Annotated in this window: 24 protein-coding genes and 1 pseudogene; 8 read left to right on the forward strand and 17 right to left on the reverse strand. The window is 67.7% G+C overall.

Going from position 1 to position 23,807, the window contains the following annotated elements:
* Positions 1 to 295 precede the first annotated feature (295 nt).
* Positions 296 to 619 (reverse strand): annotated as a pseudogene (locus OG568_RS45115) (alcohol dehydrogenase); the annotation flags it as partial.
* A gap of 303 nt (positions 620 to 922) precedes the next feature.
* Positions 923 to 1,075 (reverse strand): hypothetical protein, encoded by a 153-nt coding sequence (locus OG568_RS45120; RefSeq protein WP_329535774.1) that lies wholly within the window; start codon positions 1,073 to 1,075, stop codon positions 923 to 925.
* Positions 1,076 to 1,385: 310 nt separating this feature from the next.
* Between OG568_RS45120 and OG568_RS45125 the strand changes: the two genes are divergently transcribed.
* The 3 genes from OG568_RS45125 to OG568_RS45135 all read left to right on the forward strand — a co-directional run bounded on the left by OG568_RS45125 (position 1,386) and on the right by OG568_RS45135 (position 3,376).
* The gene (locus tag OG568_RS45125) at positions 1,386 to 2,087 is read left to right on the forward strand and encodes an SDR family oxidoreductase (protein ID WP_329372399.1); all 702 of its coding nucleotides are present in this window, start codon (positions 1,386 to 1,388) and stop codon (positions 2,085 to 2,087) included.
* 54 nt (positions 2,088 to 2,141) lie between these two features.
* A complete protein-coding gene (locus OG568_RS45130; protein ID WP_329535775.1) occupies positions 2,142 to 2,297 on the forward strand; it encodes a hypothetical protein in 156 nt (51 codons plus the stop codon).
* A 95-nt stretch (positions 2,298 to 2,392) separates the two neighbouring features.
* Complete coding sequence (locus tag OG568_RS45135) at positions 2,393 to 3,376, forward strand: patatin-like phospholipase family protein (protein WP_329536618.1); 984 nt, start codon at positions 2,393 to 2,395, stop codon at positions 3,374 to 3,376.
* A gap of 37 nt (positions 3,377 to 3,413) precedes the next feature.
* Here the strand turns inward: OG568_RS45135 and OG568_RS45140 are convergent, their stop codons facing one another.
* From OG568_RS45140 to OG568_RS45170, 7 genes are all read right to left on the reverse strand, one after another.
* Positions 3,414 to 4,097 carry a DUF169 domain-containing protein gene (locus OG568_RS45140; RefSeq protein ID WP_329535776.1) on the reverse strand — a complete coding sequence of 228 codons (684 nt, stop codon included), beginning with the start codon at positions 4,095 to 4,097 and terminating at the stop codon, positions 3,414 to 3,416.
* A 32-nt stretch (positions 4,098 to 4,129) separates the two neighbouring features.
* On the reverse strand, positions 4,130 to 5,674 hold the full coding sequence (locus OG568_RS45145) for a linalool dehydratase/isomerase domain-containing protein (RefSeq protein ID WP_329535777.1): 1,545 nt from the start codon (positions 5,672 to 5,674) through the stop codon (positions 4,130 to 4,132).
* Positions 5,675 to 5,712: 38 nt separating this feature from the next.
* A complete protein-coding gene (locus tag OG568_RS45150; RefSeq protein ID WP_329535778.1) occupies positions 5,713 to 6,330 on the reverse strand; it encodes a hypothetical protein in 618 nt (205 codons plus the stop codon).
* A complete protein-coding gene (locus tag OG568_RS45155) occupies positions 6,327 to 7,205 on the reverse strand; it encodes an alpha/beta fold hydrolase (protein ID WP_266418467.1) in 879 nt (292 codons plus the stop codon). The genes OG568_RS45150 and OG568_RS45155 overlap by 4 nt, the downstream gene beginning before the upstream one ends.
* 638 nt (positions 7,206 to 7,843) lie before the next feature.
* Complete coding sequence (locus OG568_RS45160) at positions 7,844 to 8,566, reverse strand: hypothetical protein (RefSeq protein ID WP_329535779.1); 723 nt, start codon at positions 8,564 to 8,566, stop codon at positions 7,844 to 7,846.
* 123 nt (positions 8,567 to 8,689) lie between these two features.
* Complete coding sequence (locus OG568_RS45165; RefSeq protein ID WP_329535780.1) at positions 8,690 to 9,409, reverse strand: hypothetical protein; 720 nt, start codon at positions 9,407 to 9,409, stop codon at positions 8,690 to 8,692.
* 52 nt (positions 9,410 to 9,461) lie between these two features.
* Positions 9,462 to 10,190 (reverse strand): alpha/beta fold hydrolase, encoded by a 729-nt coding sequence (locus OG568_RS45170; protein ID WP_329535781.1) that lies wholly within the window; start codon positions 10,188 to 10,190, stop codon positions 9,462 to 9,464.
* Positions 10,191 to 10,359: 169 nt separating this feature from the next.
* On the opposite strand from OG568_RS45170, the gene OG568_RS61590 reads away from it, so the two are divergent.
* Complete coding sequence (locus tag OG568_RS61590) at positions 10,360 to 10,785, forward strand: alpha/beta hydrolase (protein WP_443077823.1); 426 nt, start codon at positions 10,360 to 10,362, stop codon at positions 10,783 to 10,785.
* Here the strand turns inward: OG568_RS61590 and OG568_RS45180 are convergent.
* Entirely contained in the window at positions 10,698 to 13,454 is a 2,757-nt protein-coding gene (locus OG568_RS45180) for an AAA family ATPase (protein ID WP_329535782.1), read from the reverse strand. The two genes, OG568_RS61590 and OG568_RS45180, sit on opposite strands and share 88 nt — an antisense overlap.
* 224 nt (positions 13,455 to 13,678) lie before the next feature.
* Here OG568_RS45180 and OG568_RS45185 point away from each other — a divergent pair, with 224 nt between their 5' ends.
* Positions 13,679 to 14,239: a winged helix-turn-helix transcriptional regulator gene (locus OG568_RS45185; protein WP_329535783.1), complete on the forward strand. Its 561-nt coding sequence runs from the start codon at positions 13,679 to 13,681 to the stop codon at positions 14,237 to 14,239.
* Between the two features lie 197 nt (positions 14,240 to 14,436).
* Entirely contained in the window at positions 14,437 to 14,859 is a 423-nt protein-coding gene (locus tag OG568_RS45190) for a tautomerase family protein (protein WP_266418479.1), read from the forward strand.
* Between the two features lie 270 nt (positions 14,860 to 15,129).
* Here the strand turns inward: OG568_RS45190 and OG568_RS45195 are convergent, their stop codons facing one another.
* Positions 15,130 to 17,877: an Ig-like domain-containing protein gene (locus tag OG568_RS45195; RefSeq protein ID WP_329535784.1), complete on the reverse strand. Its 2,748-nt coding sequence runs from the start codon at positions 17,875 to 17,877 to the stop codon at positions 15,130 to 15,132.
* Positions 17,878 to 18,447: 570 nt separating this feature from the next.
* Entirely contained in the window at positions 18,448 to 18,669 is a 222-nt protein-coding gene (locus tag OG568_RS61595) for a hypothetical protein (protein WP_443077824.1), read from the reverse strand.
* Positions 18,670 to 18,711: 42 nt separating this feature from the next.
* Between OG568_RS61595 and OG568_RS61600 the strand changes: the two genes are divergently transcribed.
* Both OG568_RS61600 and OG568_RS45205 read left to right on the forward strand, forming a co-directional pair.
* Entirely contained in the window at positions 18,712 to 19,044 is a 333-nt protein-coding gene (locus tag OG568_RS61600; RefSeq protein ID WP_443077825.1) for a HupE/UreJ family protein, read from the forward strand.
* A gap of 228 nt (positions 19,045 to 19,272) precedes the next feature.
* Positions 19,273 to 19,569 (forward strand): hypothetical protein, encoded by a 297-nt coding sequence (locus tag OG568_RS45205; protein ID WP_329535786.1) that lies wholly within the window; start codon positions 19,273 to 19,275, stop codon positions 19,567 to 19,569.
* A gap of 86 nt (positions 19,570 to 19,655) precedes the next feature.
* Here the strand turns inward: OG568_RS45205 and OG568_RS45210 are convergent, their stop codons facing one another.
* The 5 genes from OG568_RS45210 to OG568_RS45230 form a co-directional block, all read right to left on the reverse strand.
* Positions 19,656 to 19,868, reverse strand: coding sequence for a hypothetical protein (locus tag OG568_RS45210; RefSeq protein WP_329535787.1), 213 nt, complete (start codon positions 19,866 to 19,868; stop codon positions 19,656 to 19,658).
* 73 nt (positions 19,869 to 19,941) lie between these two features.
* Complete coding sequence (locus OG568_RS45215; RefSeq protein ID WP_329535788.1) at positions 19,942 to 20,667, reverse strand: flavin reductase family protein; 726 nt, start codon at positions 20,665 to 20,667, stop codon at positions 19,942 to 19,944.
* A gap of 170 nt (positions 20,668 to 20,837) precedes the next feature.
* Positions 20,838 to 21,779: a D-2-hydroxyacid dehydrogenase family protein gene (locus OG568_RS45220; protein WP_329535789.1), complete on the reverse strand. Its 942-nt coding sequence runs from the start codon at positions 21,777 to 21,779 to the stop codon at positions 20,838 to 20,840.
* 286 nt (positions 21,780 to 22,065) lie between these two features.
* Complete coding sequence (locus OG568_RS45225; protein ID WP_329535790.1) at positions 22,066 to 22,425, reverse strand: hypothetical protein; 360 nt, start codon at positions 22,423 to 22,425, stop codon at positions 22,066 to 22,068.
* 162 nt (positions 22,426 to 22,587) lie between these two features.
* Complete coding sequence (locus OG568_RS45230) at positions 22,588 to 23,793, reverse strand: hypothetical protein (RefSeq protein WP_329535791.1); 1,206 nt, start codon at positions 23,791 to 23,793, stop codon at positions 22,588 to 22,590.
* Positions 23,794 to 23,807: the final 14 nt, after the last annotated feature.

Below are 23,807 nucleotides of genomic sequence, written 5' to 3' on the forward strand. Positions count from 1 at the left end.
CGATCACGGTCATGGGATTTCAGGACCACACGGTCGTTGATCGCCGTGTGGTTGCCTGACCAGTCCGGCGGTCGCTCGGACGGCGACCGGACCGGCGCGGCAGCGGCGCTGCCATCCCGATTCACATCCAGCGTCGCGCCCTTCATGCCCTTGTGGACCCCGTACGCGCGCCTTGCTGAACCTAGGTCCAGGTGGTCCACCTTCACCGAACCCATAGGGGCACTTCAGCGGTAAGACCTGATTGCATGGTTCACAACGGCAAGCCGGGCACGCCGTGAGGGGTAAGCCTCGGGTGTCAGCCGGCCGTGAGCACCATCCGGAAGCGGGCCTTGCCGGCGAGCATCTTCTGGTAGGCCTCGTCGGTACGGTCCAGTGGCACGGCCTCGGTTATCGGTCGGATGCCGTGCAGGGTGCTGAACGCCATGGTGTCCTCGACGTCCTGCGAGGTGCCGGCCGGGTGGCCGCGGACGATGTAGGCGCCCATGAGTAGTTGGGCCGGGTTGACGCCCAGCGGCGCGGTGTCCGCGCCGATCACCACGAGCTCCCCGCGGGGGGCCAGGCCGTCCACGGTGGCCGTGATGGCCTCGGAGTTCCCGGCGGTGGCCAGGACGGGCCCTGCAGGGAGGCTCTTGACCAGATCGAAGAGTCCCTCCCGGCCGGGCGCGAAGTGGGCGTTGTGCTGGACGTAGTCGGGGGACCAGAACCGCTCGGCAGCCGCGTAGTCCCGCCTGTTGAACAGAGCGTCGAAAGCTTCACGGACGATGGCCTTGTTCCTGTCTTCGACGGTGCTCATGGGGAAATCACCTTCTGTCTGCCGCTCGCAGAAATGGGCGCAAGCGCCCTGGAAGACTGGCAGGTCGAGCTGCGCACCGCCGACCGGACGCTGTCTGAGCTTTGGGATTTACTCCGATCGGTCGGGTATTCAGTCCTTGCCGAGGAGTTTCCTCGCGGTCTGCACGATCTTCTTGTCGGTGTGGGCGTGCCCGCCGATGCCCCAGCCGCCCGGAACGGCCTCGGGGGCCCCTTGTGGGGAGATGCCGTTGCCGTCGATGCTCGTCGGAGTCGCGACGATCAACGACGGTGTTCAGTGCCACGTTTCGTAAATTTCGGGACATTTAAGTCAATGGCCGGCCCTGGTCTTCCTCCACTACTGGGGTGGCTCCCACCGCACCTGGCGAGGTCCCAGACCAGCTCGCCTCCCACATCAGCGCGTTCGTCACCCGGCTCTAGCTTCTTGCCCGTGGCAGCCGCCGCGGACGGCGCTGTCGTCGCGGCGGGGGAACTCGTGTTCATGCCGGCCAGGGAGCGTCGTCGACTTGCCCGTAGAAACCGATCGGTTTACGGTGACCTGAAACTGATCGGTTTCCATGTTTGAGGAGAAGGCCATGACCGCGATCGCGGGCTCGACCGTCCTGGTCACCGGGGGCAGCAGGGGCATCGGCAAGGCTCTGGTCGAAGACCTGTACACGCGGGGCGCCAAGAAGGTGTACGCCACCGCCCGCGACCCGAGGACCGTCACCCACCCCGACGCCGTCGCGCTGGCCCTTGAGGTCACGGACCCGGCCTCGGTGGCCGCCGCCGCGGCGGCCGCGCCGGACGTCACGATCCTGATCAACAACGCGGGCGCGGCCGTCGCCGCCTCCTACTTGACGTCGCCGATCGAGGACGTGCGCCGCGAGTTCGAGACCAACTTCTACGGACCGCTGTACACCACCAGGGCCTTTGTCCCGATCATCGAGGCCAACGGCGGCGGCCACCTGCTCAACGTGCACTCGGTTGTGTCCTGGATCGCCCTCGGCGGCTCCTACAGCGCGTCCAAGGCCGCGTTCTGGTCCCAGACCAACTCCCTGCGCCTGGACCTCAAGCCCCGCGGTATCAACGTCACCGGACTGCACGTCGGTTACGTCGACACCGACCTGGCCGCCCGCATCGACGCCCCCAAGTCTTCCCCTGCAAGCGTCGCCGCGCTGACCCTGGACGGCGTCGAAACCGACGCTTACGAGGTGCTGGCCGACGAGGTGACCCGCCAGGTCAAGGCCGGCTTGTCCGGCGACCTCGGCGCGCTCTACCCGCAGCTTGCGCACTGATCACTCGGAGCCCAGGTCGGGCCTCGAAAACCACTGCGGAGAAGGACGCAAGCCATGAACTCCGCCACCGTCACCCAGACGTTCGCCGAGGAGACCACCACCACCGCCGACATCGTCGCTCGGATGGTCGATCTCCGCCCCGGCTGGGAGAACCGCCGCATACTGTGGCACTCGGCCAAGGCCGCCACCGCCCGCAAGGCCGACCAGTAGCAGCCGAGTGACACCGGGGCGGCGCCCACGCCGCGCCGTCCCCGACCCTGCGCGCAGTTCCCGCCCCCGAGCAGCCCCCTGGAGCCGTGACCACGATGACGACGACCGCCACACCTGCTGCGGCGAGAGAGCCCGAGGTGCCGCACCCGGTCTGGCGCGTGCTCACCGAGCGCGCACAGGCCGACAGCCGACCCGGCGCACGCACCGACGGGCACCGCGTCGCACTGGCCATCGAGGGCGGCGGGATGCGCGGCATCATTGCCGGCGGGATGTCCCTGGCGCTGCACGAACTCGGCCTGACCAACGGCTTCGACGCCGTCTACGGAGCCTCCGCCGGCGCCGCGTCCGGAGCGTGGCTGCTGAGCAGCAGCCCGCAGTCGTTGCGCTTCTGGGCGGAGCCCCGCTACGCCAGAACGGTGATCCGGCGCTCGAACCCTCTGCGCGGGCGGCCGCTCGTAGACCTGCACGCCTTCTACGAGGTGCTCTACCGCTACGGCGACCGCGACCGCGGCTTCGCGCCGATGGACTTCGCCTCGATCCTGGCCAGCGACATCGAGTACCACCCGCTGGCCACCGATGCCGCCACCGGGGACTCCACCGACCTGCGGCCCTTCATCGGCGACGCCGCGGAGTTGCGCCTGGCGCTGCGGGCCAGCGCCGCCCTGCCGCTCCTGGCGGGCGACCCCGTGCTGCTGGGAGGGCGCCGGTTCTACGACGCGGGCGTCTCCGAGTCCGTGCCCTACCGAACCGCGCTGGCCCAGGGCGCGACCCATGTCATGGTGCTGCGATCCCGGCGTGAGATCGACGTGGCGCGCCCCTCGCGCTCCGCCCCGGTCATCGCCAAGACTTTTCTGCGCCGTGAGCCTGCGGCCTTGCGCAAGGTGTTCCTCGACCGCGAGGCGCGCCTGGCCGAAGACGACGCCTGCCTGGCCCACCACCCGGCGATCGTCTCGATCCGCCCCGCCCCGGGCACACCGCAGGTCGGCCGCCTGGCTCGCCAGGGCGACCTCCTCGAAACCGCGCTGGAAGCCGGGCGCGCCGCCGTCCACGAGGCTCACAGCCACCTGTACGACGCCTGAACCCCAGCGGCCACTGACTCCCGAGAGGAATCCAGCCCTAGTCGAGCGTGGCGAAGCGCCGACGGTCGGCGGCGGCATAGTCGGCGGCCGTCTGGTCGGCGGCAACGGCCTGCCGCAGGCGGTCGATGACCGTGGGCAGGCTCGCGGCGGGCAGCGCGCAGGTCATCTCCTGCGCGGGAAGGCCGGTACGGGCGCGGCTGACCGCGCATCCCGGGCTGACCGCTATCTGGCCGCTGTAGGCCAGCGGAATGATCTGGCATTGCGGCCTGGTGGCGAGCCGCAGGTCCGGGCATGCGCCCTGGAGTGTCATGAGCGAGGCAGGTGAGAGCTGGACGAGCACGATGTCCGGGCTGGCCGCGACGGTGAGCGGTTCGTAGCGGATCGACGTTGGCCGGAACGGCAGGCGCCCGACGAGGTCGAAGTCCGCTGGGGTGATCCATCCACTGCTGATCAGGGCGGCGGTGTCGGCCCCGGAAGCGGCGGTGGCCATGTCGATCAGGCCGTGTGTGTAGCTTCCGGTGCTGCAGTTGGCGTGGTCCGCGGCGCGCGTGTCGAGGGATTGTCGCTGGGCGGGTTCCCAGAAGCAGCAGCCTGCGGGCTGGGCGGGGAGACCGCTGTCGCTGGAGGTGGCGGGCTGTGTGTCGAAGGTGATCGCGACTGGCGGGTGTGCGAGGCCGAGCAGTTCGATGAGCGGGGCCGCCCACGCGGATGCGGATGTCATAGAGGCACCTTTCATGTGTGGGGGACTGTTTTTCATGTGTCGGGACTGTTCTGCCGGGAGCTGCCACCCGGGAAGGCGACGCGGATCTGGTGGTCACCGATGTCGAGGTCGAGCCGGATGGAATCGCCACTGGTGACGTGCCAGCCGGTCGAGTCCTGGTTGTCGACGGTGACCGAAACCTCAGCGGGACTGGGCAGTTGATCGATGGTGAAACTGGTGGGTTTTCCTCGCTGAGAGGATGCTGTGGCCGCGGTCTCGATGGTGAGTACGCGCCGGGCCATGTCGTTCTGGGCGCGCCGGATGCTGATGTTGGGGTAGTCGACGCCGCGGAGTCGCGGTTCCGACGCCGACGCGAGCAGGGGTTCGTTGAAGATCCGCCACCACGATCCCGGGCTGCCGCACTCGGCGAGCATCAGGATGGCGTTGACCTGCCCGCGGGGCCAGGTGGAGTCGTAGCCGAACCAGAATCCGAATCGGTCGTTCTCCTCGCCGAAGAACCGGGGCTGGTATGTGCTCTCGATGTAGTCCCGGATGCGATCCTCGGTGGCGGTGTCCTTCACCTCATGTGCCATCCACATGGCCGTGCTGAGGTGGTTGGGGTCGGCCTGGAGCCTGCTCAGCGAGAGATTCGGGTCGGACCAGCCGAGTCGCCGCATCGCCAGCTCGTAGATCCACAGAGAGAACTCGCGGTCCTGCGGGTACATGTACAGCAGGCAGGGGAACACCCCGTGGGCCACGGAGGGTCCGGGCAGCGAGTGGAGGCGTTGCTCCATCGGGTCGTAGTAGAGCGCGAAGGTGCGCAGCTCGCCGGAGCGGGTCAGGCCCATGTAGTGCCGACGGAGGTAGTCGAACCAGCGCGGGACAGGCTCGCTCAGGGTGGTTCCGAGCTGCGCGTCGTAGAGTTTGAGCCCGAGCCCGGTGGCGCTGACGCAGAACGGCCAGATCTTGGTGTTCTCGCAGTGCGGGCCCTGGGGGCGGCTACGGAACTGGGCTGAGATGAATTCCGCGATCCGCGCGTGGGTCCAGGTGAACTGGCGGTTCTGATATCCGGTGATCTCGAGTGGTCGGTGCTCGGTGGCATCTCCGGAGACGTAGCGGCGTATGCCGAGGAGCAGGTTCAGCCAGCCCCGGTAGAAGACGTTCCCGTCGGCGCCGCAGGGGTCGGGCTGCAGTCCCCAGGGTTCGATCCCGTTTCCGGTCCAGCCCGGTACCGCGTAGCGGCCGCGAAGCGGTTCGGGGATGAAGGTCTGCCACGCGGGGGGATAGCGGTCCGCACCGGGATCGGGCCCGATCAGTGTGCACCAGTCGACTGCGCCCCAGAACGAGGTGTAGCGGCGGATGAGTTCGTCCGAGATGCGGGTGTAGACCTCCCGCCATGCCGGGGTTGCCTCGAGCATGACCGGGAGGACGTATGACATGTTGTGGACGTCGAATCGGGGGAAGGAGCACATGGGCGGCGCGGTGTAGCGGTCCCACCACGGGAGGGGTTCACCCTGGTCGCTCCAGTCGTCCGGGGTGGTCGCCTTGTCCCATATGAACCGCAGCCAGCCCAGAGCGCGGTCGTTCAGCCCGGGCATCGGCATTGCCTCCTCAGGAGTCTGGGCGCGTGTGCTCTTCAGGGCTCCCGCATCGGTTCGCCGTTGGTCCCGCGTACGATCCACAGCTTGGCCCGTGCGTTCCAGGCACCGGTCCACCGCGGGTCCAGTTGCCGTACGGCCGGCTCGATGGTGATCTTCTCGACACCGTTCGCGGCGGGGTCGTGCGCCACGTAGGCGCCCGGGAGGGCCCGCCGGGCAGGATCGGACTCGCCGATGGGCACCACTTTCCGGATCAGGCCGCGGAACCACATCAGGAGCAGATGGTTGCCCTCGACGCGGACGGTTCCGCGGATGCGGTCACGCATGATGGCGTCGATCGCGTCGCGCGACATCAGGTCACGAAGCGCGTGACCGCTGCCGGGGAAGCGGACGGCGAAGTCGGGTGCGGCGGCCCTGCCCGCCGAGGTGGAGACGCGGCGCCGCTGAGCGTCGAAGTCCCAGTGCCGTGCGGGACCGTCGTCGGCGGAGATCTCGACCGTGAGACTGCGCGTGATCTGGGACCGGAGCGCTGCGCTGAACCGCGCCGCCAGCACCAGCCCGTGCCCGAGCCACCACAGCAGCACCCGCAGCCCGGTGACCGCCGCCGCATGTGATGCTCGCTGCCGCCCGCGTACCTGGCTGGTCGTGTCCATCATGGGGCCTTTTCTTCGCCCGCACCGGACAGGAAACTGTGGACCAGCGCGGCGAATTCCTCGGGCCACTGCCAGAGGAAGCCGTGTCCGGAGTCGGGGTAGATCCTGACGCGTGCGTCGGGCAGGTGCTTGGCCAGCAGCCAGGAGTTCGGCGTCGGGATCATGATGTCGTTGTCACCGTTGGCGACCAGAACCGGCTGGGTGATCCCGGCCAGCCGGTCCAGCTGGGGCGGGTCGGGGATACCCCATTCGGTGATGGCGTCCATCTGGGCGTCGCGGGCCTGCAGGCCTGCGGGCTTGTCCCGGTCTTCCGTGCGGGAGGCGCGCCGCTCCAGGTACTCCCGGCCCTTTTGCTGGCTGGTCGGGGTGATGTCGAAGAACAGGGAGAGCAGATCCTCGGGATGGTTGTCGGCGACGTTGGCGAGGGACTGGACGTCGTTGATCCAGCCGTGCATCAGCACGCCGCTGCGCGGCCCGGTGCCGGCCAGCACGAGCCGACGGACCAGCTGGGGACGGATCAGGGTGAGTTCCTGGGCGACCATCCCACCGATGGAGAACCCGAACAGATCGATCCTGGGCAGCCCGAGCGCCTCGACGAAGGTGATGGCATCGCGGGCCATCCCGGTGATGGTGGGCGGCACCGTCCCGGATGACAGGCCGACACCGGCGTTGTCGACCGGGATGACCTCGCGGTGGGAGGCGAGGGCGCCGAGCAGCAACGGGTCCCAGTTGTCCAGGTTGCCGCGGAAGTGCTGCAGCATCACCAGCGGCAGCACGCCGGGGGAGGGAGTGCCGAACCGCCGATAGGCGTAGGTGACTCCGTTGGCACCCTCAACGAACTGGTTCGGGGCGGTCAGCGCGATGTCGCTGGTCGACATGATCAATCAACTCTTCCGTTTCGGTCGCTTCTGGATCCCGGCTCACCCCGCACGGGCAAGCGCGCAGTTCGGCCGAGACGTGCAACCGCGACCCGCAGCCAGCCGGCTCGCCATCACCCCCATCAGGTGACCGGGACGATGTGACGGGGTGTGATCCGCCATGGCCGCGTTGTGCCTGAATGTGGGTGGCTGGAGCGAGGCCTCATGGGGCCTCCCCTTGCGCGGGCTGGCCTCTCGCTCTTGCGAGCGGGCTTCGCCGACGTTGCCTTGGGAAAGGCACAGATCGAGCCTATGGCGCAGCCCGCCACGTCGCATCTTGAGCTGCTCTAAAGGGTGTTGTAGAAGCCTATGAGGCGTGGATGTGGCAGTGCGAGCGGCTGCTGAAGGTGGTGTGGGAACGGTCCTGGAGGTGGCCCGCCGTGGCGTGGTGTCCGCCGGCTGAGCGGGTGCTGCTGGTGTCTGTCTGGCACCCCGCTCACGTCGCCCCTGTCTGCACCACGCCGACTGTCGGTGACGCCCACGGCCCCGGTCGCCGGGCCGTGTCGCAGAGTCCGTGCGGCTCGGAAGAGCACCGCTTCACCGCGTCGCGGGCGGTGACAGATGGAGGCGTCGTGCGGCGCCGCGCTCGACCGGTGCTGTCAGAAGCAGTGGACGTCGCTCAGGTCGATACTGATCATGAGGTGATCGTGGTCAGGACGCCCGTCGGACCGGCGGAGATACGCGCGACGCCTGGTGGGGAACTTGATTCCGTTTGCTTCGTCGATGTCGTAGACGTACTGCGCGGCCGCGAAGCCGCCAGCGATGTCAACGTGGTAGTCATGGCGCCTGAGTAGACAGTCGTCCCCGAAGTAGAAGTCCTGCACGGTGCTGTGGCTTGCGATGTCGTCCGGGAAAGTGACCCGCAGATGACGCCATCGCTCGGTTGACGACTCGTTCCACGGTTCGGCCTCCTCTACGCCCATGCCGTTCATGATCGCGAAGAACGGCGTGGTCAGGTACGTCCACAGGGCGTAGCCGTTGAAGTAGGCGCGGTCCAGTGGATCCCAGGGCGTTTCCAGGGTGTGTCCCCGGAATGACGCTCGTGGATTGGAACGTTCGGCTACGACGGTGCCGTCGGCGCGTTCGATCGCGATGCGATCGGGTGTGAAGTCTGAGCGCTGTTCGGGAGCCCCGAAGGGGCGCACCGAGGCGTGTTCCTTGTGCGTGTCGACAGTCATCCGGCGCGGCTGGAGGTCCTGGGGCAGGCCCTTGGCCGCAAAGAGCTCTCCGTCACTGACGATGGTGGCAGTCACGGTGGTGAGCTGGTCCCACCGCTCCGTGCCGCCATGGGCCTTGAGAACCTCTGAAAGCAGGTTGCTCATATCTCCTCCAACAGCCAGGTCCGAGCCGGGATTGCCCGGACGAGCCGTTTGCTCCGCATGAGGATCAACTTCACCGACACCATGATGCCCAGGAATCTGCTTGTTGCCTCCCGGCCCTGTCCGTCACGTGAGGTAAGCGTCTTCGATGTCGATCGCGAGAGAGGTGGACTTGCGAGCCCGGGTTCCGTTCGGGTTGCGTACGTAGACCCGGTGCCGAGTAGGTATGACGATCCCGTCGAAACGTCGGTGCAGCGAGGCATAGTGCACCGCCGGGCTCGGGCCGAGCAGTTCGAAACCGAAGTCGGTACGCCGTAGGAGGCCCGATTCGTCGAAGTACATGGTCTGCTGTTTCGACGGGGTGGCGAATGTCTCCGGATAGGTGACGCGGAGGGCCGGCCAGGTGGCTCTCCCCTCGTACCAGGGTTCTGCTTCCTCGGTGTGGATGTCCTCGCGCAGCAGGTGGAACGGGCAGGTGAGGTAGTTCCAGAGGACTTCCGCCGTGAAATACCCGGCGTGGAAGTCGTCCCACGGTGTCTGCCGGGTGTGAAAGTCGAACCGGGCCCGGGGACGGGATTGCTCGGCCACCAGGGCGCCATTGTCCTGCTGGATGGTCTGGCGCTGTGGTTCCCACGTGATGCAGAGCCCAGGTTGGGGATAGGGAGCGATGGTCACGCGTTGTGTACGTGTACCCCCGGTCATGACAAGTTCTCCGAACGCGCCTTGTTTGCCTTTCACCGCCCAGATCGCCCCGTGGACGTGGGATCGGGCGCGGAATCTGGAGAGCGTGCGCCAGTGCTCGACTCCGCCGTGGGCTTGAATCGCCCGAGCGAGCAGGTCCTGCATGGCGCCACCCTCCAGCTTCCGGTTCTCAACCCTTGGAGCCGCGCGCCGGGTGTCACCCGATCTCGCTGAGCGCTCCGACGATGATCTGAGCCACTTCGTCCGCGTGGGAGAGCGCGATGGCGTGCGAGCCGCCGGCGATCTCGGTGACGGTCGATCCCATGCGCTTGGCCGCAGCACGCTCGGCGTCGGGGTTGATCGCGTGGTCGGCGCCGGCGACGACGAACCAGCTTGGCAGCCTCTTCCAGCCCGGCTCGACCGCCAGGGGTTCGCCGAACGCCACATCGGCGGCGGGGCGTTGGCTGACGGCGAGCACGGCGGCCTCGTCGTCGGGCAGGTCCGCACAGAACACCGAGTGGAACTGCTCCGGCTGGATGTAGAACTCCGTGCCGGTCTCCGCGCCGCGCGGGAAGGTGCGCGGCAGAAGGGAGCTGTCCAACTCGGCGGGCGGGAAGGCCTCGTTCGAGCCGAGGGTGGACACGCCCTGGTCGACACCGAAGGAGGCGACGAAGACCAGCCCCTTGGCGTTCTCAGCCTTGGCCGATGCGTAGGTGATCACCGGGCCGCCGTAGGAGTGGCCGACCAGCAGCACAGGGCCGTCGATCTGGCTGACGACGCTCGCGATGTACTCACCGTCGGCGGTGAGGCCCCGCAGCGGGTTGGGCGGCGCAACGGCTGCCACGCCCGCTGCGTCCAGGCGGGACACCACGCGGGACCAGCTCGTTGAGTCCGCGAACGCGCCGTGCACGAGCACCACGGTGGCCGACGATGCGGGTGACGTCATGGTCGTCTTCCTCTCGGTTCCTCCGGCGACCTCGGCTTTCGGCGCGGCCCCCGGGCCAGAGTGTGGGCGGGCGCCCCTGCACGGGCGTACGCCGTCGGAACCACGCTCCGGCAAAGGGCACCCCGCGGCATCCCGTGCGGTCCGTAGTCGGCAGCCGACCTCATCACGCGTGCTGCGGAGCACGTGGTCACACCCCTCCCACCATGACTCGCTCCTGCAGACCATCGACGGTCCTGTCGTCCTGGTCGGCCACTCCTACGGTGGCGCCGTCATCACCGAGGCCGCCGCCGGTCTCAACAACGTCAAGGTCCTGGTCTACGTTGCGGCTTTCGCTCTCGACAAGGGCGAAGGCGCAGCGACCGTGCTACCGGCGGACAAGTATCCGGGCTCACTGCTGACCCCCGACAAGCTGGTGGTCCGCGAGTACCCCGACTCCTCCGCACAGGGAGGCACCAACGCCGGTCATTCTCGACGCGGCGACATCAAACCGCTGACCGGCGACACGTCCTATGCCGAGATGATGCGATCCCGCCGGCCGGACAGCTCGCGCCGGGAGTGGACGTCGAGTTTCCGGAACACCTTGCGCAGGTGGTAATCCACTGTGTGCACGCTGAGGAAGAGCTGGGCCGCTATCTCCGCGTTGGTGGCCCCGCTGGCTGCCAGGCGAGCGACACGCGCCTCCTGGGCAGTCAGATCATCACCGCTGCCCGAGGCGCTCGCACCGGTCTCGACCGGATCGCCGGCGGCCGCCAGTTCCTGCGCGGTTCTGGCGGCGTATCCACCGGCACCCATGGCGTCGAAGAGCTCGTAGGCGATCCGCAGTTCGTGACGGGCCTCTTTGGCCCTTCGCTCGCGGCGCAGCCATTCCCCGTACAGCTGATGGCTGCGAGCTCTGCGTGACGGCCCCCGGGCGTCCTCGTGATGCTCAATGGCCTGCAGATACAGCGCTTCCGCCGATGAAGGATCTGCGATGGTCAGCGCCTGAGCCCGGGCGAGGTCGCCGAGCAAGCCCGGGACAGGGGTTCGGTCGGCCAACCGGGACAGGCGCTCCACCAGGAGCATCGCCTCGTCCTTCTTACCGCAGCGGATCGCGGCCTCCACCATGTCAACCACGGCGAACTTGACCTGGCAGGTGTCGCCGATGTGCTCCTCCAGGCTGAGGTAAGCCTCGAGATACCGGCCCCGGCTCAGCTCGACCACGCAACGGGCATAGTCACAGAAGACCAGCTGGTAGCCCTGGCCGGTACGGGCGGCGTGCTCCCGGACAGCCTCGCTCAGTGTGCGGGCCGCCTCGAACCGGCCGCGCCACGCGGCGATGAGCAGGGCACCGAGGTACAACTGCGAGCCTCGCGCCTCCTCCAGCGCGGCGCGCTGGTCGAACAGCCGCTCCGACTCCGCGAGGCGGCCGGCGATCAGCTCGGACAAGGCCGTGTGGCTGAGGGCCAGGGCCATCGGGATGACGGCGCCCTGGCGCCCGGCTTCCGCTTGCATCCGCCACGCGAGGTCGTGCAGGGCCATGTCGTCGCCGAGCATGGTCGCGTGCGAGCAGGCCGCGGCCAGCCACTGGAACAGTTCGGGAGTGGTCGACTCCTCACCCCGTACCGCCTCGATGGCCTGCTGCAGCCGTGGGCCGGCGCTGCCCAGCCCTTCGAGATGCACCGCCGTGTCGGCCTCCAGCACCACGTCACCCGTCGTGACCGGCATCCCGGTGGGCAGCGGCAGGGAGCGCACGGTCTCGGCCACGTTCAGGCGCGACGCACCCTGCGGCGCAAGCGAGCCGCTGATCTGCGCCTGGACGAGTGCCTCGACGAGCATGTCCCGTGCCATACGGATGTCCACGGCGCCCAGTTCCCGCGCCGCGGTCAGCAGCGCGGAGGTCGCGGCCGCCGGAGCGCCGGTCAGCCTGTGGATCCGCGCCTGAACGCGCTGTACCAAGCTGTTGTAACCCCGGTCCTCACGGTAGGCGGCCGCTTCATCCAGCAGGGCCTGCGCTCTCCCGGGCGAGCCGGCCACGGCGGCGGCTTCCGCCGCCCCCAGCAGACGACGGGCCCGGGTGGGCAGGTCGGACGTCAAGGACGCGCCTCGCGCCAGAAGTGTCGAAGTGCCGGTCCAGTCACCACGGTCGCGAGTGCGCTCCGCGGCACGCTCCAGCTCCGTCGCGATGTCCTCGTCGGGGTCGGTTGCCGCTGCCGCCAGATGCCAGGCGCGCAGGTCGATCTCGCCGAGGCCTCCCGCGACGTCGGCCAAAGCCGCGTGCACCCGCGCACGCTGTGCCAGCGGGGCACCGTAATACACGGCCGAACGAATAAGCGGATGGCGGAACTTGACCGTCTCCCGGATCGAGAGCAGATTCTGCTCCTCGGCGGCTGCCGCGGCCGACGCGTCGAAACCCAGTGCCGGACCGGCCCGCCACAGTACGTTCGGATCACTCGTCGGATCGGCGGCTGAGGTCAGCAGCAGAGTCCGGGTCCGAGCCGGCAATGTCAGCACTTCGCGCAAATAGAGCCGTTCCAACGCCCGTCCGAGAGGGACAGGATCGGGCAGGGGTGCCTCACCGCTGAGTTCGTGGGCTTTCAGTTCCCGGGCCGCCTCGATCAAGGCGAGGGGGTTTCCTTCCGTGGAGGCGACGATGTGTGCACGGGCGTAGGGATCGAGCACACCGGGGACCACCGATTCCAACAGCTGGCCGGCTGCCTCAGGACTGAGGTCGGCGACGGTCAACTCGGCCAGTCCCGCCAGATGGTCGATGCGGTCGGTCTGGTCGCGTGACGCGAACACCATCGCGACCGAGTCGGCGTACAGGCGGCGAGCCACGAACGCGAGTACCGCGGCGGACTCCTCGTCGAGCCAGTGGGCGTCGTCCACCAGACACAGCAGAGGTCTGTCGCCGGCACGCGCGGCAAGCAGCCCGAGCGAGGCCAGCGCGACGAGGAAGCGGTCGGGCGGGCTCATCCGTTCCTGCAGTCCGAAGACCTGGCAGAGCGCCTCACGCTGTGGATCGGGCAGCTTGGGCAGCTGGGACAGATGCGGCCCGAGCAGCTGGTGCAGCGCGGCGAAACCCAACTCGGCCTCGGACTCCACGGCGTCAAAGCGCATGACCTCGAAATCACCGTCGGCCAAAGCCTGAACGTGATCGAGCAGTGTGCTCTTGCCGGTCCCAGGTCCGCCCCGCAGCACGAGGACCGCACTCTTCCCGTGCCGGGCGGCGTCGAGGGCTGCGGTCAGCCGATCGCATTCCTTGTCCCGCCCGAACAGCTCAACCACTGATCAACCCCAAGGTGCTCGATGGGGGCCGGCTTGCGCAGCTCCCTGGCGCGCGTGAGTCCGATCAACAGACTCACATCCCATCCTGGCCAGCATCGGAGGCCTTGTCCAATCACCGGAGCGGTTCCAACTTATCGGACGGTGGTCAGCACGAGCCGCGATGATCACGGCCCCGATGGATCCAATCATTGGACCCATGGCGCCTTCTGTGGTTGCATGGCAGTGTGCTGCCCAGTACTTACGAACGTCAGGATTGCTCGCTGGCACGCGCGCTTGAGGTAGTAGGTGAGCGCTGGACGCTGCTGGTCATGCGGGACGCCTTCTACGGTGTTCGCCGGTTCAACGATTTCTCCGCGCACCTCGACGCGCCGCGGTCCGTGCTGAGTGCCCGGCTGGCCGCCCTGGTCGATGCAGGCCTGCTTGAACGTCGGCCCGACCCGGATCATGGTGGGCGCCAACTGTATGAGGTGACGGACAAAGGAAAGACGCTGTGGCCGCCTCTGTACGCCCTCTGCGCGTGGGGCGAGGCATATGCGGCCGATGGCCGCGAGCTACGCCGGATGTTCGCGCACGCAGACTGTGGCGAGCGGCTTGACCCCACCGCACGCTGTGCCGCATGCGACGTAGTCCCAGAGCCGCAGGACGTCATGGTGCTCCCCCTGGGAAACCCGGGGGAGGGAGCACGCACGGATCCGGTTGCCATGGGGCTACGAGAGCCTCATCGCTTGCTCGATCCGCTGCCGGGTGCGAGTGCTCGGCTGGGAAAGCGGTCCACAGGCAGCTGAACAGCCAAGTGCCTGCGCCGTCGAGATCAAGAATCACGACTGGCTGCGGTCCCTACGCACATATGCGTACGGACTACGTGCGTCACGGGATTGCCGGGACCCCGCATGGCAGACACGCTCACCAAGCGGGTCATTGGCCCGCCATTTCATAGAAAACGTGCAGAAAATCAATACGCTACAGAGCGGGGAGCGGTCTCATGCCCATGATCGACGTGTACGCAGCCAAGGGGATCATCAAGGACCGCAAGGGGCTGGCCCAGGATCTCGCACAGGCGATCATGCGCTGGGAGAAGGTCCCCGCCATCTCGTTCTTCACGGACAACACAGCCGCGTTCATCCACGAGTTGGACGCGGACAGCTTCTCCACCGCGGGCGGCGGCAATGATCACGTACGCGTCGCCGTCACCACCAACGCGAGCGCACTCGATCGGGAGCAGCAACTCGGCCTGGTCAAGGAGATCTCGGAACTGGTGGCCTCGGCCGCGGGGGATCCCACCCTTGCCGAGCGCACCTGGGTCGCTCTGACCGAGGCGGTCCCCGGGGGCTGGGGTATCGGCGGTCACGCCTACACGAATGAGGAGATCGTCCAGCACGTGCGCGGGCTGCTCGGCAAGAGCTGAACCCGACACCCCACCACACGGTGAGCCGGAAGAGGGGCCACCGTGTGGTGGGGTGTCATTGAGGAAGCGGGACGGTGCCAGGTCCTGTCCGGCGGATTCACGACAGCGCGGTCAGAGCCCTGAAACGCCGACGGCTGATATGGAGACCGAGACCTCGCTGATGCAGATGGCGCAGCCTCCGTGCGGCGGATCCTTCCACCGCACGGAGGCTTTCCGTTGCCCGGATTCCAGTGGGTTCGAACCCCCGCTGTTGGGCGGCGCGTCCAGCGGTTACCGGGACGTGGAGTTGTCGATTTCGAAGCCGTCGAAGGTGGCGTAGGTGCCCGAGAGCTTGGTCACCACGATGGTGTGGACACCGGCGGCGAGGGCGGTGCTGGTGTAGACGGCGACATCGGTGTGGCGCGCACCGTCGGCAGGCACCGTGTCGACGACGGTGGCGGGCCCGCCGTCGATCGACACACCGATGTTGCCCTGATCGGTGTACTGCTCACCGAACACCTTGATCCCGGTGCCGATGAACGTGTACGTGATGCTGCTGCCGTCGGACGTCGCGTAGTGGACGTCGTCGTCGTGGTCGCCGTAGCCTCGGCTTCCCAAGTAGTCCCAGGTGTTGTAGACGATCGACGGATCGGTGTCGTTGAGGCGTATCGCGGCCGGCGGGGTGCCGACGTGGACAAGGACGGCTGCCGACGGCTTGGACGTGGCTCCGTCCTTGTCGGACTGCGTGGCGGACAGAGCCTGCTGGCCGGGCGAGAGGTCGGTGAGCGTGCACGACCAGGTGCCGTCGGCGGCAGCGGTTGTGGTGCAGCCTGCCTGGTGGGTGCTGTCGGTGACCGCGACGGTGTTGCCGCCCACCGCTGTACCGCGCACCGTGAAGGTGTCCGCCAGGCCGGTGGTGCCGCCCGTGGGGGCGGTGATGACCGGACGGGGTACGTAGGTGCCGACGGTGACGTCCGTACCGTCGGCTCCGGTCGGTACCGTGGCGATCAGGAAGCCGGAGGAGATCCGTTCGACGTCGGTCGCGCGCCGGTCGCCGAAGTACACCGGGGTGCTGGGTGAGAAGCCGGCTCCGGCGATGAGGACCCGTTCGGTTGAGGAGCCGGCGGCGACGGGCGTCGGCGCGGAGATATAGCTCGCTTCGAGGGGGAGGCCGCCCACCAGCGACTCGTGTCCGTCGGTCACGCCCGCGTGGGCGAGGAGGGAGACGGGGATGTCACCCGGGCCCGGCGACGCGGGGATGGTGGTGTTGTCGCTGGCGTGGGAGTCGATGGGCTGCGTGCAGATGTAGCTCTCCGTGGGGTCGGAGAAGTAGTTGCCGGTGACCCAGAAGTGGCCGGTGGGCGAGCAGCCGCCCTGGGCGCCGAGCGCGGCCAGCGGGTGGAACTCGACGTTGCCGCTGAAGCTGATCCACTCCGAACCGGCGTCGTCGTAGAAGGCGTTGAAGCGTGAGCCGTCGTTGTAGACGACGTTGCCGGTGACGTGCAGGCCGTGGGCCAGGGTGGCCGTCGCGTCGATGGTGCCGTCGGCCTGGTAGACGTACTCCGCCTGGTGGCCTTCGATGTAGATCGCGCCGCCGTCGTCGAGGACCTGCATGATGTTGAAGATCAGGTTGTTGCTGATCGTGTTGTCGGCGTTGATGTTGGTCGAGTTCTGGGGATGGTTGGCGTCGTCGACGTGGCCCTGGATGACGCCCGCGGTGATTCCGGTGTACGGCAGGTCGTAGAGCTCGTTGTGCGTGATCGTGGTGTGACGGCTGAACAGCAGCGTGATGCCGCAGGCCGAGCGGTATTCGGTGCCGACGTCGTGGATCACGTTGTTCGAGACCGTGGTGTGGTCCAGGATCTCGTTCGTTCCGACCTGGTCGGCCTGCACGGTCTTCGGGTCAGGGGTGCAATGATCCTTGATCACCGAGGCCGGCGTGACGGTGGGAGTCGGGTCGTAGGTGCAGCCCAGTGACAGCGCGGTGGAGGCGATCCCGGTGAACTCGTTGCCGTCGATGACGTTGCGCGATCCCCCGTACATGAAACTCAGGCCGGTGCCCCCGAGGTTGATGAATCGGTCTCCGGTGATCGTCACATGACTGGCCCCGGTGAAGGCGACGTTGGCCAGGGGCTGGGTGAGCGCGCCCCACGGGCAGCTGCCGGCGGGTGCGGAGAAGGTGCACAGCCCCTGGTTGTTGTCGCCGGTTCTGTGCAGGTTGCTCTGCACGTCGGCGAAGCCCACCGGTGACGAGGGGCCGTTCCAGGTGGCGTACGAGAACTGGAGGCCCGCGAAGGTGATGTCGTGCAGGGGTCTGGCCAGGCTGCCGGCACCTTGCACCAGCTTCTCCAGGCGGGGCAGTTCGACGTCCAGGCCGGCCATCCGCTGACCGCTCTTGGGTGTGTAGTAGAGCGTGTCGGTGGAGCTGTCCAGGAACCACTGACCGCGCGTCAGAAGACCGCGGGCGCCCCGGATCGTGTCCGGCAGCCGTGAGGTGGACATCGATGGCAGGCCGCCGGTGCCCTGGCTGAACGGGGCGATGTCGGTGACGTTGGTCCAGCAGGGCTGGTCCATGACCAGCGCGCTGCCGGACATCCGTGCGACCCCGCACTTGGAGTCGGTCCACGCGCCGTTGCCCGCGGGATAGTCGAACTCGACCTGCGCCAGTTGCGCGGGGGTGAGGTGTGCGAACCAGGCCAGGGCCGCCGCGTCGTTCGACAGGTCGTAGCCTGTGGCCGACCCGGTCCAATTGCCCGTGAAGTGCAGGGCCGCCGGGGTGGCCTGGGCGATGGGGGCTTCCCTGTCATTCACGTAGAGCTGACGAGTGGCGCTGCCGTGGGGCACGCGGGCGGCCCACACGCCGGTACTTCCCACCTCGTGCCAGGCGGTGACCCGGGAGGCGCCGGAGATGACCGGGTGGGCGCCGGGCGCGGCCTCCCACACCACGGGGTGCGCGGGCCTGCCGGAGTCCTCCGCGCCGAACTTCCACGTCTTGCTCAACCGGTAAGTGCCACCGAGGAGTTCGACCCTGGGGTTCACGGGGTTCCGACCGTGCTCAAGACCGCGTACTTCGGCCTGCGCGGTGGTCAGGGAACACGGATTCCTCGATGTGCACGCCGCACCGTGGCCGTCAGGCGCGGCCCACAGCACCGATGCGGTGGCGGCCCGCGCCGGACTTGCCGACACGCCCAGCGCTCCCGCGCCGACCAGTCCGAATGCGAGTACAGAACCAAGGATCTTGCACGTCGACGCCATCCACTTCATGACCGCTCCGGGATCCGTCAAGCCGCGGGCACGCCCGCAGGAAGACCAAGACATCCGATGAATGGAGTCAACCTGGCAGCCTCCGCTTGACGGTGTCAACTGGTCGCATGGGGTTCGATGCAAGGGAAGTGGCTCCGTGTAGGAAAATTTGGAGCAATGGATCGGATGTATGGTCGGTTTTGTGCGATCGGGTGATCGGGCGCGTGGTCGAGTGGTCGCTGTGGGAGCGGTGCGCGAAGGCAGCGCCTCGCGGTAGCTCGGGGTGCGAAGCCAACCGAGGAGCCCGGCGGGGGTCTGTCAAACGAGCGGCTCTGTCACGTAATCGGAAGTGGCGAAGCGTGGCGACTACTGGAGGAGGATGTGGTGGCGGAGCAGGGTGAACCCGGCCCGTCCACGTATCGAACTCCCCCGGGCCTCACCCAAAGGCATCGTCAACGCCCGTCCGCTGCACCCCTTGCCGATGTCGATCGCCAATCTGGAGCAGGCCACGGCGGCCACCGCGGCCACGGAGAGGACCGCACCCGCCATGGACTGCGCCATCGTGGCGAAGTTCGACCTCAGCGGCATCCAGGAAAGGCGTTCATCGCCTTCAGCATCCTGGTCGGGGCTGTGCACGCCGTTCGTCCGATCCTCCCCGGACGCGAGGCCGTCATCGCCGGCTTCTTCGGACTCGGACACGGCATGGCGTTTTCCCTCGTCCTCGCCGACATGCACCTCTCCACCGCCCAACTCTCTTCCAGCTCGGCGGGATTCAACCTCGGGATCGAGGCAATGCAACTCCTGCTCGTTCTCCTCTGCACAGCTGCGCTCTCCGCGCTCTGGACAGGCATCCTTCACCGCCGCGGCCGAGGAGTGACCTGGGAGGGTCATGAAGCAGACCCTCCCAGGACTCCGGTGCTGACGCCTCGCGGCGTCAACGAGGCGTCGCAGCGGAGTGGTTGACGGATGGTAGAGCGGTCTCGTCGTAAGACGCTTGTCGCCGCTGCGATGCCGCTGGGACAGCGGGGAAGTCGACGGGTGCCCAGTGTGGTCGGCAGGAACGCCCCCGACTCGGCCCTGAGCGCAGTTTGACGAGCCCGTGCCGCTGGTCCTTCCAGCCGTGAACGCCTCTGCGGAGCAGGTGGGTTGCCGATTTCGTAGGTGCGTACGCGGCTGATTATGATCTTCGTCGTGACTGTGCAGAATTCTGACAAGACGCTTTCCCGTAAACAGAGACTTCAGGAGAAGCAGCGCCGCCAGTTGTCGGTGGTCGACACCGTGGACAAGGCCGAGGTGAAGGTCCGCAAGGCGGAGGCCGAGCTGGCCGTGGCTGTCGCCGAGGCGGTGCAGGTGTTCGGCGACGAACGGTCCGCGTCCGAGGGGCTCGATATGCCGGTCGAAGCGATCCGGCGCTTCCTTGGTATGGCGAAGGACGAAGCGGCCGCTGCCGGTAACGTCGCCGAGGACGAGGTCGCTGACAATCCCTGAGCTCGGCGTTCAATCAGTGCGCCGAAGCCTGGTGCCGACCTTGTGATGGGCAGGCAGGGCTGTACACCTTCGGTGCCCGGACACACTCATGGTCCGGGCACCGCACCGTTCGTCTTGATCGGGCTGCAGTTCCTGCCAGGTGCTGTCGTACCCACGTCGGCAGCGTCGCCGACGCGACCTTCCTGCGCACCGCTCTGACACCCTTGGCGGGCCGGCGACGTGAAGGGCTTGTCGAGCACGTCGTCGCGGCTCTCGCCGGTCGGCAAAAACGGGACGTCGCCGACCGGCTTGCGGCTCACGCGCTGTCCCAGACGCCGCGGCGTAGGAACCGCACATCATTGCGCCCGATCCGCTCCGTCTTCATCCTCGCTCTCACTTTCCGGGAGCGGACGTAGAGCCCGAGGGGGACCAGTCCTTGGTGTCGATCGGGGACCAGTCGGTCGGCCTCGCGTCCAGGCGCTCCATCCGGCGCCCGCGCCGCGCCGCGAGCAGTTCCTCGTCAAGGGGTGTGGTGAAGACGTTGTCGACCAGGGTGTATTCGGCGGCGAGTCGGCCGACGGCCGGCAGCGCGGCGGTGTCGATGCGCCCGCGCTCCAGATACAGGTCGTCCCTGATGTGGAACCGCACCACCCTGCCCCACGCGACATGATCGACCCCGTCGTCCCCGACCGGAATGATGCGGTCGACGACGCACTCGAAGGAGATCGGCGCCCCCTTGACCCGGGGCGCGCGCACCACCACGGACGGCTCCTTCTCCAGCCCGAGCGCCTCGAACTCGTCCACACCCGGGTCGAACTCGAACGCCGAACTGTGCATGGCGTCGGCCTGCGGCAGCGTCGCCAGGTTGGTGACGAATTCCCCAGTGTCACGGATGTTGTTGTACGTATCCTTCAGCGTCTGCCCGTCGGCATGCGGCTGCAGTGTCAGCGAGACCATGGGCGGCTTCCGCCCGGCAGCGGTGAAGAAGGAGACGGGTGCGAGGTTGGCGACGCCCTCGAGGGAGACCGTGCTGACCCAGGCCACGGCGCGCGGAATGATGCTGCCGATCAGCAGTTTGTACGCGTGAGTGGAGTCGAGTTCTGCAGCGTCAATGATCATTTGAGACCTCCATCGGTTGCGGCACGGCCCTTGGAGTCAACTGCGGCGACACGTGTGCAGACGCGACCCGCGAGGCAGCGCCAGAGAGGAGGGAAAGGCTGGTCCGGCACTCCTCGTCGAGCCCTCCCTCAATAGGCGACGGCGCTTCCCGGGGCGCACGTTGCGGACCGTCAAGTCAGCATGCGAACAGGGGTTCCGGCATTCCATGCGGCGATGTCCTCGACCGCGTCCCGATAGAAGACCTCATACAGATCCCGACTTACGTAGCCGATATGGGGTGTCACCACAGCGTTGCTCAGTGAACGCAGAGGGTGATCGGCCGGCAGTGGTTCGCGATCGAAGACATCCAGCGCCGCTGAACCGATCCTCTTCTCGCCCAATGCCCTGAGCAGCGCCGCCTCGTCCACCACGGGCCCGCGCGAGGTATTCACCAAAATCGCCGTCGACTTCATGAGGCCCAGTTCGTGCTCACCGACGAGGCCTCGAGTGCGCTCGCTGAGTACCACGTGAATACTCAATACATCGGAGCGCATGAACAATTTGTCTCGCGAAACGTATGTCGCTCCCTTCGCCTGTGCGTCCGCGGGTGTCAGGTTCTCGCTCCAGGCAATGGTCTCCATGCCGAAAGCACGCCCGATCTCCGCTACCGCAGTCCCCAATCGCCCGAGGCCCAGAATGCCCAGAGTGGCCCCCCTGAGGCTCACCCCCAGCCCCTCTTGCCACCCACCTCGGCGAACGGAGTCCACCTGCTGTGGGATCAAGCGTGCCGCGGAAAGAACGAGCCCCCAGGTGAGTTCAACCGTCGGGTACGAGAAATATCCCGTACCGCACACGGTGATACCCAAACGGTGTGCGGCATCCAGATCGATTGCCGCGTTGACCGGCCCGGTGGTCACGAGCAACTTCAGACGTGGCAATTTGTTCAGGGTTGAGGACGGAAAGGGAGTCCGCTCTCGCATGGCCACCACTACCTCGTACTCGGCGAGCGCGGTCACAACCGCCCCCTCGTTTTCGAAGGCTTCAGTGAAGACATGCACCTCGGCGTGGAGCGAATCCCAGTCGGCCAGACCCAGCGCAACGCCTTGATAGTCGTCCAGAATCGCGATTCGCATGTGGTTTCCTCTCGTTTTTGACCATCGGGCCGAAGTGTCGGTGGGTGGGGTTTGACCTTCTTGGTGCGGCTGGTCCGGCGAGGAGATGACCGATCCGGTGGGGACAGTGTGTTGTGACGGCACAAGAGTCAGACGTTTCGATGGTTTCCAGGTTCGCACTCATGCCTCGGTATGAGGAATCACGTGCGGCACGTGGTGTCCGTGACCGTGTGTGCTACGGAATACCGGAGGCGAGACATCGGGCGACGGCAGGGAGCGGGAGGCGCGGCTGGAGCGTGAGCGGCGGTCAGCCGCTGAGTTTGCTCGGGATGCCGCGTCGAAGCGAGGACCGGGCCCGGCGCCACCCAGCCACCTCAACAGAATCCGACACCGAACAGTGCACCGACAGGTCAGAGCCGAGGCCGTACGTCGCGGCGACGTCGAACCGGTCATGGAGCGCCGCCGCGATCAGCTTCGCGGCGGCGACGCCAGATGCCTGCCTTTCGGCGGAGGCCTCCGACTGCCGGCGGCCGATGTTCTTGCCTCGCGGCGTCAGCCACTTGTGCAGCAGCGTCGAGTGCACCGAGACATCCGCCTTCCGGAGTCGATCACCGAGGGCGCGGAGGTCGATCTGCCCGGCCTCAGCAGCTTCGCCGTCGGCCTGCATGGCGACTTCAACGCGGTGACGCCGGGCTGACCACCGACTGACGGCTCGAGTACCGCGTGAAGGCGTTCAGCCGGACAGGATGTCCGCAGCTGACCGGGGCGGGTGGGCGCGCTGGTGGTGCCGTGGCCCTCTCCTGGCTGTTGTCACATCGGTCAGACGCGGTCAGACGAAGCTTTCTGCGGTCGTGCCGGGATCTTTCGGCGGCACGGTGAACGCCGGGTGCCGTGTGGTGCCGTTGCCTGGTGCGGAGTGTCCTTCGTCGGTGTCGGCCCAGTGGGTCGTGGGTGTGTCGTCGGTTGTGGCCCGGTGTGGTGTGGGGCGGTCCTCTCCGGCCCGGTGCGGGGTCGGGGCGGTCCGGGGCTGGGGCGGTACGGGGGCCGCCGGGCGTTGTTTGGTGGTGCGGAAGGCCAGCAGGACTGCGGAACCCGCGGCCCACAGGATGAGTGTCGCCAGCGGGGCGAGGACGTGGGAGCTCTGGAAGTAGCTGAGGTCGGCGATGGCGCGCACGGCGGCGCCGGGGGGCAGCAGTGCCGACAGGGTCCGGGCTCCGCTGGGCATCAGGTCGGTGCCGACGGTTGCGCCGCTGGTGGAGTTGCCGACGGTCAGCAGCAGCAAGGTGGCGAGGGGGATACCGAGGGGCCCGACGTAGGTGGCCAGCATCTTCGTGGTGAAGGCGGCGGCGGCGGCCAGCAGGGCCAGGACGAAGGCGAGTGGGAGATACGGTGCGGGGACGGCGTCGAGGATGGGGCCGGCGATGGCGGCCGCGACAAGGCCCGACGCCGCGGCGAAGACGGCCATCAGGGTGAAGCGGTGCCGCAGGTGGAGCAGGCTGCTGAGTCCCACGACGCTCTGGGCGAGGGCGAATCCGGAGAGAGTCACTCCGAAGGAGACGTAGAACCCGGCCAGGCCGCGGGCGTCGTATCGGGCGAGCGGCACGATGTCGGAGACGCTGAGGTGTTGGTCGGCGCCGTGTGCGTAGGCGGTGACGAGTTTGGTGACCGCGGTGGTCGTGGACAGGCCGTTCGCGCTGGCGACGTCGAGTTTCAGGTCCTTGGCGTGAGGGCCGGTGCCGAGCACGGCCCCCACGTCGCGGTGGCGCAGTGCGTCGCGTGCCTCGGCGGTGGAGTCGGCGCGCCGGACGTCGATCGAGTCCCCCAGGGCCTGCTGGACCTTGTTCGCCAGCCGGGGGCCCGTGACCGCCACGGGGATCTGGTGGGGCTGGGGGTCGCGCATGAGTCCGACGTAGCAGCTGACGAACGCGGCGACGATGACCAGGCCGATCAGGAACGGCTGCAGCCAGACGCGGATGGGCTGGCGGCGCCGGTGATGTGGGGGGTGGGGCTGGGGATGCACTCCGGGTTTCTCCATGACTGGTGGGTGAT

Source organism: Streptomyces sp. NBC_01450 (genome assembly GCF_036227505.1).
Lineage (GTDB): Bacteria > Actinomycetota > Actinomycetes > Streptomycetales > Streptomycetaceae > Streptomyces.